The following is a 15,002-nucleotide window of genomic DNA, read 5'->3' as shown; positions in this document are numbered from 1 at the left end:
AAATGAATCTTAAAAAATCTTTAGCAATTATAATTTTAATCTTGCTGATAGACCAAATTTCAAAAGTTTATATCAAGACAAATTTTGTTTTAGGTGAATCTGTTCAGGTTTTTAGTTGGTTTAGAATTCTTTTTATTGAAAATGAAGGTGCTGCATGGGGTACTAAATTGAGTGATATTTTCCCGTTATCAGAATCTTTAGGAAAATTAATTTTAACCATATTTAGACTATTTGCTATAGCTGGTATTGGTTATTGGTTGTATGATATTATTAAGAAGAAATCTCCAGGTGTTTTAATTTTGGCCGTGTCTTTAATCTTTGCCGGTGCTTTAGGTAATATTATTGATTCTGTTTTTTATGGCGTTATTTTTAACGACAGCCATAACAGCATAGCCACATTATTCTCTGATGAACCTTATGGTAAATTGTTTCATGGTAAGGTTGTAGATATGCTTTACTTTCCACTTATTGATACCAGATGGCCAGAATGGGTTCCAAAATTTGGGGGTAGTAATTTTAGATTTTTTGAACCTATATTCAATATTGCTGATTCTGCCATTAGTATAGGTGTAGCGGTATTGATAATTTTTAACAAAAGAGCTTTTGCTAAAAGCGAAGATTAGAAATAGTAGGTTTTTTCTGGGGTAACGCAATAGTTTAGCGGTATATCAGTCTCTTCAATACCAGAAATTTCTTTTTCAGCTTTAAAATAGGATAATCCTATCTTAATAGTTTCGGGTCTACAATTCTCTAAAAAACGGTCGTAAAAACCTTTACCATAACCAACTCTATTACCTTTTTCATCAAAAGCTAATAGTGGTATAAACACTACATCTATCTGTTTTTCATTTACTGCAATACCGTTTTCTGGCTCTGGAATACCCCATTTATTTAATTTTAATTGGGTGTTATCTGTGAGTAGAAAATGGTCTAAGTTGTTACCATTAACTTTCGGAATTACAACATTTTTGTCTTTGCCTAAGAGTAAAGTAAGTAATGGTTCAGTATCAATTTCTTTGTTGTGAGCAATAGGTAAGAAGAGGTGAAAAAAAGAAAATTTCCATATAGGAAGTTGTAATATCCTATTGGAAATTTTAAGACTGTATTCTTGTAAATCTTTCAGGCTTAACGCATCTCTTTTTGCTTTATAGGCCTTTCTAAGTTCTTGTTTCAACATTGATTATGTTGATTAATCCGGGGGAGTTTTAGATTAGTCTCTAGAGGATACTGCGAAATAAATTTTAAAGAACAGCATCAGTACTAAATACATACCTAAAACGATTAAATAATTTTCCATATATCATTTTTGGTGGATTAAATATAACGAAAAATGAATAAAAAATTCCATAAACGGTTAATTTTAAACGATGAACTGCATAAAAATTAACAAATTTTAGCATGGTTTAGGTATTAATTAAATGTTTTAAAAAGGTAATATCTAAGTTATTTTAGTTGTAATACAGAATGTTAGCCATATCTTCTAATTTTATACTATTATTGAAATTAGTTACGCGTAGGCCAGTAAATTTTATTCATTTTTAGAAAGATTTTTCAATTAAATAAATGTCAGAAGTACCAATTCAAGTACAAATCAGCACTTTACCCACTTCCCCTGGTGTGTATCAATTTTTTGATAGTCAGGGCAAACTCATTTATGTTGGAAAAGCAAAGAATTTAAAAAAAAGAGTTACTTCTTACTTTACTAAAAAGCATAACAATGGTAAAACAAGAGTTCTTGTTAGCAAGATTGTAAAGGTTATACCCATTTCAGTAAAAAATGAGTCTGACGCTTTATTGCTAGAAAATAGTCTTATAAAAGAACATCAACCACGGTATAATGTTCTTTTAAGAGATGATAAAACTTACCCTTGGATATGCATAAAAAATGAACGTTTCCCCAGAATTTTTCCAACACGTAGATTAATCTATGATGGTTCAGAATATTTTGGGCCATATACTAGTATGAAAACGGTAAGAACCATTTTAGAATTGGTCAAAAGTGTATACTCTTTAAGAACGTGTAATTATGATTTGTCAAAAGACAAAATTGATGCTGAGAAATATAAAGTTTGCTTAGAATACCATTTAGGCAATTGCAAAGGTCCTTGTGAAGCCAAACAAACGCTTGAGGACTACAATCAACAAATAGAAGATATACGACAGATTTTAAAAGGGAATTTTAAAAGTGCTTTGAGCTTTTTAAAAAAGCAAATGAAGACTGAGGCAGCTAATTTAGAGTTTGAAAGAGCACAGTTATTAAAAAATAAGATTGAAGTTTTAGAGAATTATCAATCCAAGTCAACAATTGTAAATCCTAAAATCAGTAATGTTGATGTCTTTACTATTTTTTCAGATGAAACTCACGGCTATGTAAACTTTTTACAACTTTCTTACGGTACTATAGTACGTTCTCATACTATGGAAATTCGTAAAAAACTAGATGAAACTAATGAAGAATTATTAGAACTAGCTATTACAGAAATACGGCAACGTTTTAAATCAGATTCTAAAGAGATTTACCTTCAATTTCCGGTTAAATTGGTAAGCAATTTAAAGGTCACCATTCCCAAATTGGGCGATAAGAAAAAACTTATAGAATTTTCTTTACACAATGCCAAATTGTTTAGACAAGAGCGATTTAAGCAAATGAAAATTGTGGACCCAGATAGGCATACAAAACGACTAATGGCACAAATGAAAGCTGATTTGAGACTTTCTGAAGAGCCTACGCATATAGAGTGCTTTGACAACTCTAATATACAAGGAACTAATCCCGTAGCTGCTTGTGTAGTATTTAAAAATGGTAAGCCGTCTAAAAAAGATTACCGGCATTTTAATATAAAAACTGTAGAAGGTCCAGATGATTTTGCCTCTATGGAAGAAGTAGTTTTTAGACGTTATAGAAGATTGTTAAATGATGATGAACCTCTACCACAATTAATTGTAATAGATGGTGGAAAAGGGCAACTTTCTTCAGCCTTAAAAAGTCTAGAAATTTTAGGCTTACGAGGTAAAATTGCCATTATTGGTATTGCTAAAAGATTAGAAGAGATTTACTTTCCAGAAGACCCAATACCATTATATTTAGATAAAAAATCAGAAACCCTTAAAATAATTCAACAGCTCCGTAACGAAGCGCATAGATTTGGTATCACCCATCATAGAAATAAAAGAAGCAAGGCAGCAATTAATTCTGAATTAGAAAACATTGAGGGTATAGGCTCCAAAACTGCCGAACAGTTGTTGAAAAATTTTAAGTCAATAAAACGCATTAAAGAAGCTTCTATTGATTCTTTAGCGAAAACAGTAGGCATGGCTAAAGCAAAAAAAGTTTATGAGAGTTTCCATTAAAATAAGTATCCTTTTACTTTTTACATGTTGCTTTATAAAAAGCCAATATAGTTTTGCTCAAAAAGAGCCAAAAGTAGGTGTAGTCTTAAGTGGTGGCGGCGCAAAAGGATTAGCACATATAGGCGCATTAAAAGTTATAGAAGAAGCCGGTATTAAAATAGATTACGTAGGTGGTACGAGTATGGGCGCAATTGTAGGTGGTTTGTATGCTGCTGGTTATTCAGCAAGCGAGCTAGACTCTATCTTTAGAAACACCAATTTACCTGAGTTAATACAAGACAATGTTCCTCGTAGTGCGCAGTCATTTTATGAAAAAGAAGATGCAGAGCGTTATGCACTAACACTTCCTTTTGATGGATTTAAAGTAACCTTTCCACCAGGTATTTCTAGTGGTCAAAATGTCTATACAGAGTTTGTACGCTTATTATTTCATGTAAAAGATGTAAAAGATTTTAATAAGTTACCAATACCATTTCTATGTATTGCCACCAATATTGAAACCGGTGAAGCAGTAATGTTAGACCATGGATTTTTACCAGAAGCTATAATGGCAAGTGGAACGTTACCCTCTTTATTTGAGCCAACAGAAATTGAAGGAATGGTTTTAATAGATGGTGGGGTGGTTAACAACTTTCCCATAGATGAAGTTAAACAGATGGGTGCAGATGTTATTATTGGTATAGATGTTCAAGACGGTCTAGCAAAAAGAGAATCGCTTGCTTCAGCCACAGAAATCTTATTGCAAATAAATAATTACAGAACAGTAAAAGATATGGTTGAGAAACGCAAAAAGACCAATATCTACATTGACCCAGAAATCGAAGACTTCTCCGTTATTGATTTTGAAAAAATTGATGCGATTATCAATAGCGGTATAAAAGCGGCAAATAAAGTTTTACCCCAGCTTAATGAAGTTGCCAAACAACAAAGCAGTACTAGTGTTAAAGAAAAAATACAACCTCTAGATAGTTTGGTAATTAACAGAATGATTATCGAAGGTAACGACAGGTACTCTAGAGGTTATATAAAGGGTAAACTCAGATTTAATTTAGGAGAAACTATTGCCTTTGATAAGCTCAAACAAGGAGTAAATAATTTGGCTGCTACAGATAATTTTAAAGCTATTAGGTACGAGTTGCGTTCAAATGGATTGGGAACAGATTTAGTGTTAAAACTTATAGAGAAACCCAATAAATTATATTTAAAAGCGGGAGCTCATTATGATGATTTGTACAAGAGCGCAGCACTAATAAATTTTACGAATAAAGGACTTTTTTTTAAAGATGATGTAGGCTCTTTTGACTTAATTCTAGGAGACCATATTAGGTATGCTGCAGAATATTACATTGATAAAGGAGCTTACTGGAGTTTTGGAGTCAATTCTAGCTTTTCAGGTTTCGATGAAGAAGTGGCTTTTAATGCATTAACCGAAAATTTTGATTTTGAAGAAAGTACAGGTGTAGGTGAAATTAATTTAGATGTATCAGACTTAACCAATCAAGTTTATTTAGAAACGTTTATAAGAGAAGAGTTTGCTTTTAGAATAGGTGCAGAACATAAGTTGCTAAAATATTCTACAAGAACATTAAATTTAGAAGATGCTGAGGGCTTAATAAACGCAAGTAATTCACCAAGAACTAATTTCGAAAACACTAATTTCTTTAGTGTTTTTGGAAACCTTCGATTTGACACCTATGATGATAAGTATTTTCCAAAAACAGGATTGTTTTTTGATGGCGACACACATTTGTATCTGCTATCTTCACATTTAGGAGAAGTTTTTAATCAATTCGCAATTGCCAAAGCTCGCATGGGTACAGCGTTTGCCGTTTTGCCTAAACTGTCTTTAAATATAGAAACAGAAGGTGGTTTTAAATTAGGAACTTCTGATGTACGTTCTTTAGACTTTGTGTTAGGGGGTTATGGTAATCAAAGGTTAAACAATTTTATTCCATTTATGGGCTACGATTATTTATCTATTCCAGGCAACAGTTTTGTAAAAGCCTTTGCAAGGTTAGACTACGAAATTGCACCTAAAAATCATCTAATGTTTACAGCAAACATTGCCAATGTAGAGGACGATTTGTTTAAAACGGGTGAGTGGTTTACAGCACCAGACTTTTCTGGTTTTGGAGTTGGGTATGGTTTTGAATCTTTTTTGGGTCCGGTTCAAGTATTTTACACCTTTTCTCCGCAAGTTGATCAAGGCGAATTTTTCTTCAGTGTAGGCTATTGGTTCTAAGGTTTTTGCTAAAATCATATTAAAAAAGCGCTAACCAAGTTAAAGTGCGTTAAAAGGTTTTTTCAAGGTGCCGTGGTTGTGTAAATTTGAGTAAGAAAAGGGGTGGTTCCCTTTTAACTTTAAGTATTGGTTTTTCATAATTTAAAGTTTGGTTGGTTATTTAGGAAAGCCCCGATGAATACATCGGGGCTTTTTTGTACAATACTTTGGAATAAGATTTGTTTAAGTTATTGTAAAAAAGAACCGTAAAACCATCATTTTGATATTTTTACATTGAATTTTGCGCTATGAAAAAAATATTTCTATTACTACTCTTAAGCTTCACAACTGGGCTGGTTGCTCAAAAAAAGGCCTATAAAGAAGGTGAATGGTTAAAATATAGAATACACTATGGTATTCTCAATGCCAGTTACGCTACACTTCATTTGTCTTCTGATAACATAGATAGTATCCCGGTTTACCACGCAGTTGGTAAAGGCCAAACTACAGGCTTTGCAAGTATATTTTTTAAAGTTGATGATACTTATGAAAGCTACTTTGGTAAGTATGACGGTAAACCTTATAAATTCTTGAGAGATATTAATGAAGGCGGTTACACCAAAAATATTGAAATAGATTTTGATTACAACAATGATGTAGCTAGGATAAATGACATAAAAAACGATAAAAAATTAGACGTACCGGTACATGACAGAATACAAGATATAATTTCAGCATCTTATGCTTTGCGTAATTATGTAAATCCAGATGATATTAAAATTGGTGAAAGTGTTGACATGGATATGCTTTTTGATGATGATGGAATTTATAAATTCAAATTAAAATACTTAGGTAAAGAAGTTTTAAAAACTAAATATGGCAAGGTAGAATGTCTTAAATTTAGACCCTTGGTGCAATCTGGCCGTGTATTTAAAGAAGAAGAAAGTTTAACTCTTTGGGTTTCAAATGACTTAAATAAAATTCCGGTTAGAATTAAGGCTGATCTTGCTGTTGGCTCTTTAAAAGCAGATTTAGACGGTTATAACGGCCTTAAAAACCAATTTAAAATAATTGTGGATTGACCGTTTTTAAATGAAAAAAGAAGAGTTAATAGCTTCGCAAATAAATAAGCTTGAAGAAAAATTTAAAAATTCTGGACAAGATTTAAGTTCTTACTTAGATGGGCTTTTATACCAACGCTATTTAACTTATTGGGATTATATTCATTTAGACACTTTACTAAGTCTACAAGTTCCAAGAACTCATTTTCCTGATGAAGAAATCTTCATCATGTATCACCAAATTACAGAATTGTATTTTAAATTAATACTGCATGAAGAAAAGCAGTTGGTAGAAGACAATTCTCAAGACCTTGAAAATTTCAAGGAAAAAATTAATCGCATAAATAATTATTATCAAGCACTGATTTCAAGTTTCTCTATCATGATTAACGGCATGCAAAGAGAACAATTTTTGCGATACAGAATGGCGTTATTGCCAGCAAGTGGTTTTCAATCAGCGCAGTATCGTATGATTGAAGTTTATGCAACTCCTTTAGAAAATTTAGTGCACTGGTCAGAGAGAGATAAATTTTCTGAATCCCATAGCGTTGAAGAATTATTCGAACACATTTACTGGAAAAAAGGTGCAACAGATATAGAAACAGGAGAAAAAACACTAACCTTAAAACAATTTGAATTTAGGTATACCCCAAGATTACTTCGAATAGCCAATCAGGTAAAAAGCAGTACTATTTATAATAAATACCACGCCTTATCTGAGTCAGATAAAAAAGATGAAGCATTAATAGATGCCCTAAAAAAAATGGATATGAATGCCAATATTAATTGGCCTTTAATGCATATGGGTTCAGCTTACAGGTATTTGGCAAGAGATAAAAACAAAGCTGTTGATGCTACTGGAGGCACAAATTGGAAAGCTTACTTACCACCGAGTTTTCAGAAAGTAATATTTTTTCCAACTTTGTATTCAGAACAAGAAATCGAAGAATGGGGTAAACAATGGGTTGACCATATTTTCAATCCAGCAAATAAGGTTTTTAATTGATGTACAAGTATTGGGGTATTGTTTTGTTGTTGGTCATTTTAGCTGCTTGTAAAAATGACCCAAAAACAGAAATAAATGAAGATGATATAGCTATCAACAATGTAGAAGAGGCTATAGTTAAAAGATTCGGTTTTGATTTTGAAGCGTTTAAAGTTGTTCAAGACACCATAAAAAACGGTGATAGTTTTGGTCAGTTGATGCTAGAAAATCATGTTGATTACGAGAAAGTACTTACCATTGCCGAAAATTACAAGGATACCTTTGATGTTAGAAGAATCAAAACTGGCAAACCCTATTTTATTCTAAAATCCAAAGATTCAATTGGTAAAGCACAAGTATTTATTTATCAAAATGATAAAATAAACTACACAGTAATAGATTTCAGAGATTCTGTTAGCGCCTATACAAGTAAAAGAAAGGTAAAATTTATAGAGAGAGAGGTTGGTGGTGTAATTAACAATTCTCTATCTATGGATATGGACTCCTTAGGAGTTGACTACAATGTAACTTTAAATTTAGCCGAAATTTATGCTTGGACGGTTGATTTTTTTCGTTTAGAAAAAGGCGATAAGTTCAAAATTATTTATGATGAACGTTACATAAATGATACTATTTATGCTGGCGTGGGAGAAATTAAAGCTGCATATTTTGAACATAAAGGAAAGCCTATATATGCATTTCCTTATGAGACAGACACTATCAATAAAGTTAAAGACTATTATGACCAAGAAGCTAATAGTTTAAGAAGTACCTTTTTAAAAGCCCCAATTAAATTTGGATATAGATTAAGTTCTAGATTTAATTTAAAGAGACGAATAGCCTACTATGGCTATAAAGTTCGTCCTCATCGCGGTACAGATTATGCCGCGCCAATAGGCACACCAATTGTAGCTACCGCTGATGGTACAGTAACAGAATCTAGAAGAAGGGGAGGTAATGGCAAGTATGTAAAAATTAAACATAATGGTATGTATAGTACGCAATATTTACATATGCGCGCTCAAAATGTAAAGAAAGGAGATTTTGTTAGACAGGGTGATGTTATTGGCTGGGTAGGCATGACCGGTAATACCGGTGGGCCACATGTTTGTTATCGTTTCTGGAAAAATGGTGTTCAGGTAGACCCATTACGTCAAAAATTACCAACCGCAGAAGCCATTAAAGACACTTTAAAACCAGCCTATTTTGAAGCCATTAACCCATTAAAATTTCAAATAGATTGTATTAATTATCCTAATCAATCTGTAAAACAAGACAATATTATCAAACTTAACGAAGATGAAATTACCCAAAATAAATCCTACAACAACAACAGCTTGGCAGGAGCTAAGTGAGCATTTTACTTCAACTAAGAACAAACATCTTAAATCTCTTTTCGAGAGTAATCCTAATAGAGCAGCTGATTTTACTGTACGTTGGAAAGATTTTTTTGTAGACTATTCTAAAAATAGAATTGACCAAACCACAATGGATTTGCTCTTTAAATTGGCAGAAGAAGTACAACTTAAAGATGGGGTTGCAAATTATTTTGGCGGTGGTATTATAAACGAAACCGAAAAAAGAGCGGTATTACACACAGCTTTGCGTGCACAAAAAGATGAGGTGGTTAAAGTTGATGGTAAAAACGTAGTCCCAGAAGTATATCAAGTAAAAGAACAAATGAAAGCTTTTTCAGAAGCGGTAATTTCTGGAACTAAAAAAGGATATACAGGTAAAACTTTTACAGATGTTGTAAATATAGGTATCGGAGGTTCTGATTTAGGACCAGTAATGGCTACCGAAGCTTTAAAATTCTACAAGAACCACCTTAAAATGCACTTTGTAAGCAACGTAGATGGTGATTTAGTACATGAGGTTTTAAGAGAAGTAAATCCAGAAACAACACTTTTTATTGTGGTTTCAAAGTCGTTTACAACTCAAGAAACATTAAGCAATGCACTCACAATTAAAAAATGGTTCTTAGAACATGCAAGCCAAGAAGATATTGCAACCCATTTTGCAGCTGTTTCTACCAATTTAGAAATGATTAATGAATTTGGAATAGCAGAAGAAAATGTATTTCCAATGTCTGATTGGGTTGGAGGAAGATTCTCTTTATGGAGTGCTGTTGGGTTATCAATTGTTTTGGCAATTGGATATTCAAATTTTGAAGATTTATTAACGGGCGCAAACGAAATGGATTTGCACTTTAAGAACACAGAATTTAAAGAAAACATTCCTGTAATCTTAGCGCTTTTAAGCATTTGGTATAATAATTTCTATGGCGCAGAAACCGAAGCATTAATTCCGTATACCCAATATTTACATAGGCTACCCGCTTATTTGCAGCAAGGTATTATGGAAAGTAATGGTAAAAGTGTTGATAGAAATGGAAATAAGGTTTCTTACCAAACAGGAACAATTATTTGGGGCGAGCCCGGAACAAATTCGCAGCATGCTTTTTTTCAGTTAATTCACCAAGGAACCAAATTAATTCCTACAGACTTTATTGGTTTTAAAGAATCATTGTTTGGAGATAAAGATCACCATAACAAGTTAATGGCTAATTTCTTTGCCCAAACTGAAGCCTTGATGAATGGCAAAACAAGTGAAGAGGTTGAGGCAGAATTAGCTGATTCTGGTAAAAGTAAAGAAGAAATAGACTTGTTAGTACCGTTCAAGGTATTTGACGGTAATAAACCTACAAATACCATCTTAATTGATAAGCTTACACCAAAAAGTTTAGGTGCTTTAGTAGCCATGTATGAGCAAAAAATATTTGTTCAAGGTCTAATTTGGAATATTTTTAGTTACGATCAATGGGGGGTTGAGTTGGGCAAGCAATTAGCAAAAAACACGCTTAGAGATATAGCGGGTGATGATATTAGCAAACATGATGCCTCTACATTGCAATTATTGCAAAAATTTAAAGCCTAATTTCTGATTTTAATATTCCTCTAAACTTCAATATAAATTTTTGGTTTTCAGGTTGTTGACAATGTAAATTTAATGTTAAGAAAATCAGTTTGATTTAACCTTGAATTAATGATAAAACAGTAAAGATCGTACACTTTTGCAGTGCTAAAATTCAAATTTTTGAAAATGAAAAATCTTTACTTGGTTGCTGTTGCTTTTCTATTCTCAGCAATGGCTTTTGCGCAAGGTGTAACTACTTCCGGTATTGGAGGTCAGATTACCGATCAAAACGGTGAGCCCCTTCCAGGAGCCAGCGTTGTTGCATTACACGTTCCTTCAGGAACAACCTACGGAGCTGCTACTGATTTTGACGGTTACTACCGTATTTCTGGTATGCGTAGTGGTGGTCCTTACACAATTACATTATCTTATATTGGTTTTAATGATGATGTTAAAAACAATGTTTTTTTAAATTTAGGTAGTACTGAACGTATTAACACGCAGTTATCTGAGTCAGCAACTGCTTTAGATGAGGTAGTTGTTACTGGTACTTCTAACGGCGTTTTTGGTGCTAATAAAACAGGTACCGAAACTAACATTTCACAAAGGCAAGTTGCTACTACTCCAGCGGCTTCAAGATCCTTGGCTGATTTTGTTAGATTAACTCCACAAGCTCAGTTATCAGAAGGTAACGATGGTTTCTCAATATCTTTAGCTGGTCAGAACAACCGTTACAATGCTATCTATGTTGATGGTGCTGTAAATAATGACGTTTTTGGTCTTGCAGGCTCTGGTACCAATGGTGGTCAAACAGGGGTAAATCCTCTATCAGTTGATGCAATTGAAACGTTTCAAATTAACATTGCCCCTTTTGATATTAGACAATCAGGTTTCTCTGGTGGATCTATTAACGCGGTAACAAGATCAGGTTCTAATAACATAGAAGGTTCTGCTTACTACTTTACAAGAAATCAAGATTTAGCGGGTAAAACACCAGTTGCTAACGTAAATAGTGATGATGAAAGAGAAAAATTAGCTGATTTTTCTACCAATACTTATGGTTTAAGAATCGGTGGTCCAATTATTAAGGATAAATTATTCTTCTTTGTGAACTATGAAAGAGGAGATACTGAAATTCCACAACCATTTAATTTTGCGGGTCAATACACAGGTCGTTCTTCACAAGCAGATTTAGATAACTTAGTAAACTTCTTACAAAATACCTATAATTACAATCCAGGTACTTTCGATAATAACACTACTACGCTTGAAAGTAACACTTTAGTTGCTAAGATAGATTGGAACATTAATGAAGACCACAACTTATCTTTACGTCACAGTTACGTAGGTGCTGAAAACTTAGAAGCTAGAAACGTAGGTAACCGTCAGATAGGATTTATAAATGGTTCAGAGTTTTTTGAGTCAACTACAAACTCTACTGCTTTAGAATTAAACTCAAGATTTGGCAATAAATTCAGTAATAATTTAGTAGTTGGTTTTACAGCTGTAAGAGATGATAGAGATCCTTTTGGTGATCCATTTCCAACAGTTGATATTCAAGATGGCGACGGTACCATTTCATTTGGTTCAGAACCATTTTCAACGGCTAACTTGTTAAATACAGATTACTTAACAATTAACAATAACTTTGAAATTTACTCTGGTCGTCACACTATAACTTTAGGTGCTAACCTTGAATTTGCAACGGTTAAAAACTTATTCTTTGCTTTTAACTATGGTGATTACACTTTCGAAGATCAATTTGATGACGATGGTAATTTATTATCTACAGGTCTAAATCAATTTTTAACAGGACAAGATGCTGATGTATACCAACACGGGTACTCTTTAGTGGGTAACGGAGTAAATGGTGATGAATCTGCCGGTTCTGCTGATTTTAAAACTGAACAGTATGGTTTTTACGTACAAGATGAAGTTGATTTAACAGACAACTTTCGTGTAAGTTTAGGTGCAAGAATTGATATTCCTGTTTGGAAAGACGGTCCAGTAAATGATGATTTCAATACAAGAACAGTTGGTTTATTAGAAGCTGCGGGTAAAAATTTACAAGGCGCTAGAGTTGGTCAGCAAGTTAGTAATGCTGTTTTCTCTCCAAGAATTGGATTTAACTGGGATGTTGATGGAGAAAGAAATACTCAAGTAAGAGGTGGTATTGGTGTATTTACTTCACGTTTACCTTTAGTTTGGCCAGGTGGTACTTATAACAACAATGGTGTTACAGGTGGTTTTAACTTTGAATTTGGCCAGCCATTTGTTGCTGATGTAAATGCACAATTTGAAGATCCTGCACCAGGTTCAGGTGGTTTAGGTGGTAATATTGACTTAGTTTCTGAAGATTTTAAATTACCACAAGTAGTAAAATACAATATTGCTATCGACCAAAAATTACCGTTGTGGGGCTTAATAGGTTCTGTTGATTTCTTATACACAGATGTAATTACAGATATTTATTATGAAAATTTAAATTTACCTGCTGCAGTTGGTAATTACGAAGGTGCAGATAACAGACCTTTTTATAATAGAAGTGGTTCGGCTTCAATTGACCCTACTTATGGTAGAATTATTTTGGCATCTAACACTGGTGAAGGTAACGCAACAAACTTAACTTTTACCCTTAGAAAGCCTTATCAAAATGGTTTTGCAGGATCGGTATCTTACACTTACGGTGAATCAAATAAAATATTTGATGGAACTTCTTCTCAGAACAGTTCTCAATGGAGAAACATTCAAACTGTAAACGGTAAGAACTCAAGAATTCCAGTATCTCGTTCAGACTTTGCTTTAGGTAACAGAATTACTGCTGACGCATCTTACAGATTAGAGTGGAATGAGAATGTAGCAACAACGGTTTCATTTTTCTATAATGGTTTCCAAGGTTCACCTTATAGCTTTACGTATAGAGAAGGTAGAGATTTATTGAATGATGACTCTAGAGACAACGCCTTAATTTTTATTCCTGCAAGTGCAGACCAAATTACATTTAACGGTACTGAAGCTGAACAAGCAGCGCAATGGGCACAATTAGATAATTTCATCAATAGCATAGACTACTTACGTGAAAATAGAGGAAGTTATGCAGAGCGTAATGCAGTTAGAGGTCCTTGGAGTCACGTAGTTGACTTTAAGTTATTACAAGACTTCAGCATTAAAACAGGTAATAAAACAAACACTTTGCAATTATCTGCTGATATTTTCAACTTTACTAACTTGTTAAATAAAGAGTGGGGAGCAATTAACTTTACTAGTGGTAACGTTAGCCCATTAACTACTGTTTCTACAGATACTACTCCAGTATTCAGTATTAACTCTGGTGTTATGGATGATAACGGTAATCCAGATTTTCAACAAGTTGATGATTTTGGAATTCAGTCTTCAAGATGGCAAGCACAGTTAGGGGTACGTTATATCTTTAACTAAGCACATAATTTAAAAAAAATAAACCCTCGCTCTTGGCGGGGGTTTTTTTTGCTCCAAAAAGAAGGTATCTTTAGCCAAACTAAAACAGCTCAAAAAATGCAAGTATTAAAATATTTACACTCTTATTTAGCGTACGTTGTACTTTTAATTTTATTAATTGCAGTAGCTAACGCATTTATAGGATGGTTAGGTAAAAAAGAATTCAAGTTTGAAAAAGACTTAAGGGTAAGCTTGTTTGCTTTGATTCTAAGTCATATTCAATTAGTAGTAGGTTTAATTTTATATTTTGTTTCTGCGAACGGATTAAATGCAATTACCAATGTAGGTATTGGTAACCTTAGCTCTGCTGCACGTTTATTGGCTTTAGAACATCCAACAATTAATATTATAGCACTTGCATTAATTACCATTGGATGGTCTCGTCATAAGAAAAAGACCTCTGATGAAGCTAAATTTAAAAGCATTGCCATTTTCTATGGCTTAGGTTTAGTGTTGATACTGAGTAGAATTCCTTGGAGCCAGTGGTTGTAAATAAATGATTACTTAATCACAGTTACTAAATAGATATTTTCATTATTGAATTGTGTGTGGCTCAAAGAGGCATTGTTATACTTAAGGTCATCTATAGTATAAAATGTACCACTAAAACCGCTACTTTCAACAGATAAAAATAGTTCTAGACTGTCTGTTTCGTTAGCACTTAAACTTATTGTCCAAATATTGGGTTGGTCATCCAAATTAATTACATCTAATAGTATACGGTTTTGTAGTTCTTGTGGAACGTTTTCGTAGGAGTCGTTAAAAATAAAGGGCGCTCTAGAAAACCCATTGAAAGCAACTAATATCTCCTCTGCAGCATACGTACCATTAGTTAGTAAATTTTCACCTGCGGCATTTACATATTCTACATATAATTGTTGGGTAATAACATCTGCAACGACTCCTTCACAAGGGTCACTATCACAAGAAAAAAATAGTAGTAAAACAAAAGATACTACCAGGCAACAGAATTTATTCATAAGGTGCTTTT

The 15,002-nt window shown here is 33.3% G+C and carries 11 protein-coding genes; 9 read left to right on the top strand and 2 right to left on the bottom strand.

Annotated features, from left to right (window positions below; genetic code table 11):
* The first annotated feature begins 2 nt into the window (after positions 1–2).
* On the top strand, positions 3–623 hold the full coding sequence (locus H5V42_RS05390; protein ID WP_185782105.1) for a lipoprotein signal peptidase: 621 nt from the start codon (positions 3–5) through the stop codon (positions 621–623).
* Here H5V42_RS05390 and H5V42_RS05385 read toward each other — a convergent pair.
* Positions 620–1,177 (bottom strand): 5-formyltetrahydrofolate cyclo-ligase, encoded by a 558-nt coding sequence (locus H5V42_RS05385; protein WP_185782104.1) that lies wholly within the window; start codon positions 1,175–1,177, stop codon positions 620–622. The genes H5V42_RS05390 and H5V42_RS05385 overlap by 4 nt on opposite strands.
* 386 nt (positions 1,178–1,563) lie before the next feature.
* On the opposite strand from H5V42_RS05385, the gene uvrC reads away from it, so the two are divergent.
* The 8 genes from uvrC to H5V42_RS05345 all read left to right on the top strand — a co-directional run bounded on the left by uvrC (position 1,564) and on the right by H5V42_RS05345 (position 14,503).
* Entirely contained in the window at positions 1,564–3,351 is a 1,788-nt protein-coding gene (uvrC, locus tag H5V42_RS05380) for an excinuclease ABC subunit UvrC (protein WP_185782103.1), read from the top strand.
* A complete protein-coding gene (locus tag H5V42_RS05375) occupies positions 3,335–5,593 on the top strand; it encodes a patatin-like phospholipase family protein (protein WP_185782102.1) in 2,259 nt (752 codons plus the stop codon). The genes uvrC and H5V42_RS05375 overlap by 17 nt, the downstream gene beginning before the upstream one ends.
* A gap of 287 nt (positions 5,594–5,880) precedes the next feature.
* Positions 5,881–6,654, top strand: coding sequence for a DUF3108 domain-containing protein (locus tag H5V42_RS05370; RefSeq protein WP_185782101.1), 774 nt, complete (start codon positions 5,881–5,883; stop codon positions 6,652–6,654).
* Positions 6,655–6,664: 10 nt separating this feature from the next.
* On the top strand, positions 6,665–7,639 hold the full coding sequence (locus H5V42_RS05365) for a tryptophan 2,3-dioxygenase family protein (RefSeq protein WP_185782100.1): 975 nt from the start codon (positions 6,665–6,667) through the stop codon (positions 7,637–7,639).
* Positions 7,639–8,973, top strand: coding sequence for a M23 family metallopeptidase (locus tag H5V42_RS05360; protein WP_185782099.1), 1,335 nt, complete (start codon positions 7,639–7,641; stop codon positions 8,971–8,973). Before H5V42_RS05365 ends, H5V42_RS05360 begins: the two co-directional genes overlap by 1 nt.
* On the top strand, positions 8,918–10,555 hold the full coding sequence (gene pgi, locus H5V42_RS05355; protein ID WP_185782098.1) for a glucose-6-phosphate isomerase: 1,638 nt from the start codon (positions 8,918–8,920) through the stop codon (positions 10,553–10,555). Before H5V42_RS05360 ends, pgi begins: the two co-directional genes overlap by 56 nt.
* Positions 10,556–10,720: 165 nt before the next feature.
* Positions 10,721–13,972: a TonB-dependent receptor gene (locus tag H5V42_RS05350; protein ID WP_185782097.1), complete on the top strand. Its 3,252-nt coding sequence runs from the start codon at positions 10,721–10,723 to the stop codon at positions 13,970–13,972.
* A gap of 96 nt (positions 13,973–14,068) precedes the next feature.
* Complete coding sequence (locus H5V42_RS05345) at positions 14,069–14,503, top strand: hypothetical protein (RefSeq protein WP_185782096.1); 435 nt, start codon at positions 14,069–14,071, stop codon at positions 14,501–14,503.
* Between the two features lie 8 nt (positions 14,504–14,511).
* On the opposite strand, the gene H5V42_RS05340 is transcribed toward H5V42_RS05345, so the two are convergent.
* The gene (locus H5V42_RS05340; protein ID WP_185782095.1) at positions 14,512–14,991 is read right to left on the bottom strand and encodes a hypothetical protein; all 480 of its coding nucleotides are present in this window, start codon (positions 14,989–14,991) and stop codon (positions 14,512–14,514) included.
* Positions 14,992–15,002: the final 11 nt, after the last annotated feature.

It is taken from the genome of Croceivirga lutea (genome assembly GCF_014235875.1).
In the GTDB taxonomy this organism is placed as follows: Bacteria; Bacteroidota; Bacteroidia; order Flavobacteriales; family Flavobacteriaceae; genus Croceivirga; species Croceivirga lutea.
The sequence above is the reverse complement of the archived record's forward strand: the minus strand, read 5'-3'. Positions and strand labels throughout refer to the sequence as shown.

Excerpts from the sequence above, each read along its gene's own strand:
- H5V42_RS05385 (WP_185782104.1), bottom strand. The coding sequence starts at position 1,177 with ATGTTGAAACAAGAACTTAGAAAGGCCTATAAAGCAAAAAGAGATGCG.
- uvrC (WP_185782103.1), top strand. The coding sequence starts at position 1,564 with ATGTCAGAAGTACCAATTCAAGTACAAATCAGCACTTTACCCACTTCC.
- H5V42_RS05390 (WP_185782105.1), top strand. The coding sequence starts at position 3 with ATGAATCTTAAAAAATCTTTAGCAATTATAATTTTAATCTTGCTGATA.
- H5V42_RS05365 (WP_185782100.1), top strand. The coding sequence starts at position 6,665 with ATGAAAAAAGAAGAGTTAATAGCTTCGCAAATAAATAAGCTTGAAGAA.
- H5V42_RS05370 (WP_185782101.1), top strand. The coding sequence starts at position 5,881 with ATGAAAAAAATATTTCTATTACTACTCTTAAGCTTCACAACTGGGCTG.
- H5V42_RS05350 (WP_185782097.1), top strand. The coding sequence starts at position 10,721 with ATGAAAAATCTTTACTTGGTTGCTGTTGCTTTTCTATTCTCAGCAATG.
- H5V42_RS05345 (WP_185782096.1), top strand. The coding sequence starts at position 14,069 with ATGCAAGTATTAAAATATTTACACTCTTATTTAGCGTACGTTGTACTT.
- H5V42_RS05375 (WP_185782102.1), top strand. The coding sequence starts at position 3,335 with ATGAGAGTTTCCATTAAAATAAGTATCCTTTTACTTTTTACATGTTGC.
- pgi (WP_185782098.1), top strand. The coding sequence starts at position 8,918 with ATGAAATTACCCAAAATAAATCCTACAACAACAACAGCTTGGCAGGAG.
- H5V42_RS05360 (WP_185782099.1), top strand. The coding sequence starts at position 7,639 with ATGTACAAGTATTGGGGTATTGTTTTGTTGTTGGTCATTTTAGCTGCT.
- H5V42_RS05340 (WP_185782095.1), bottom strand. The coding sequence starts at position 14,991 with ATGAATAAATTCTGTTGCCTGGTAGTATCTTTTGTTTTACTACTATTT.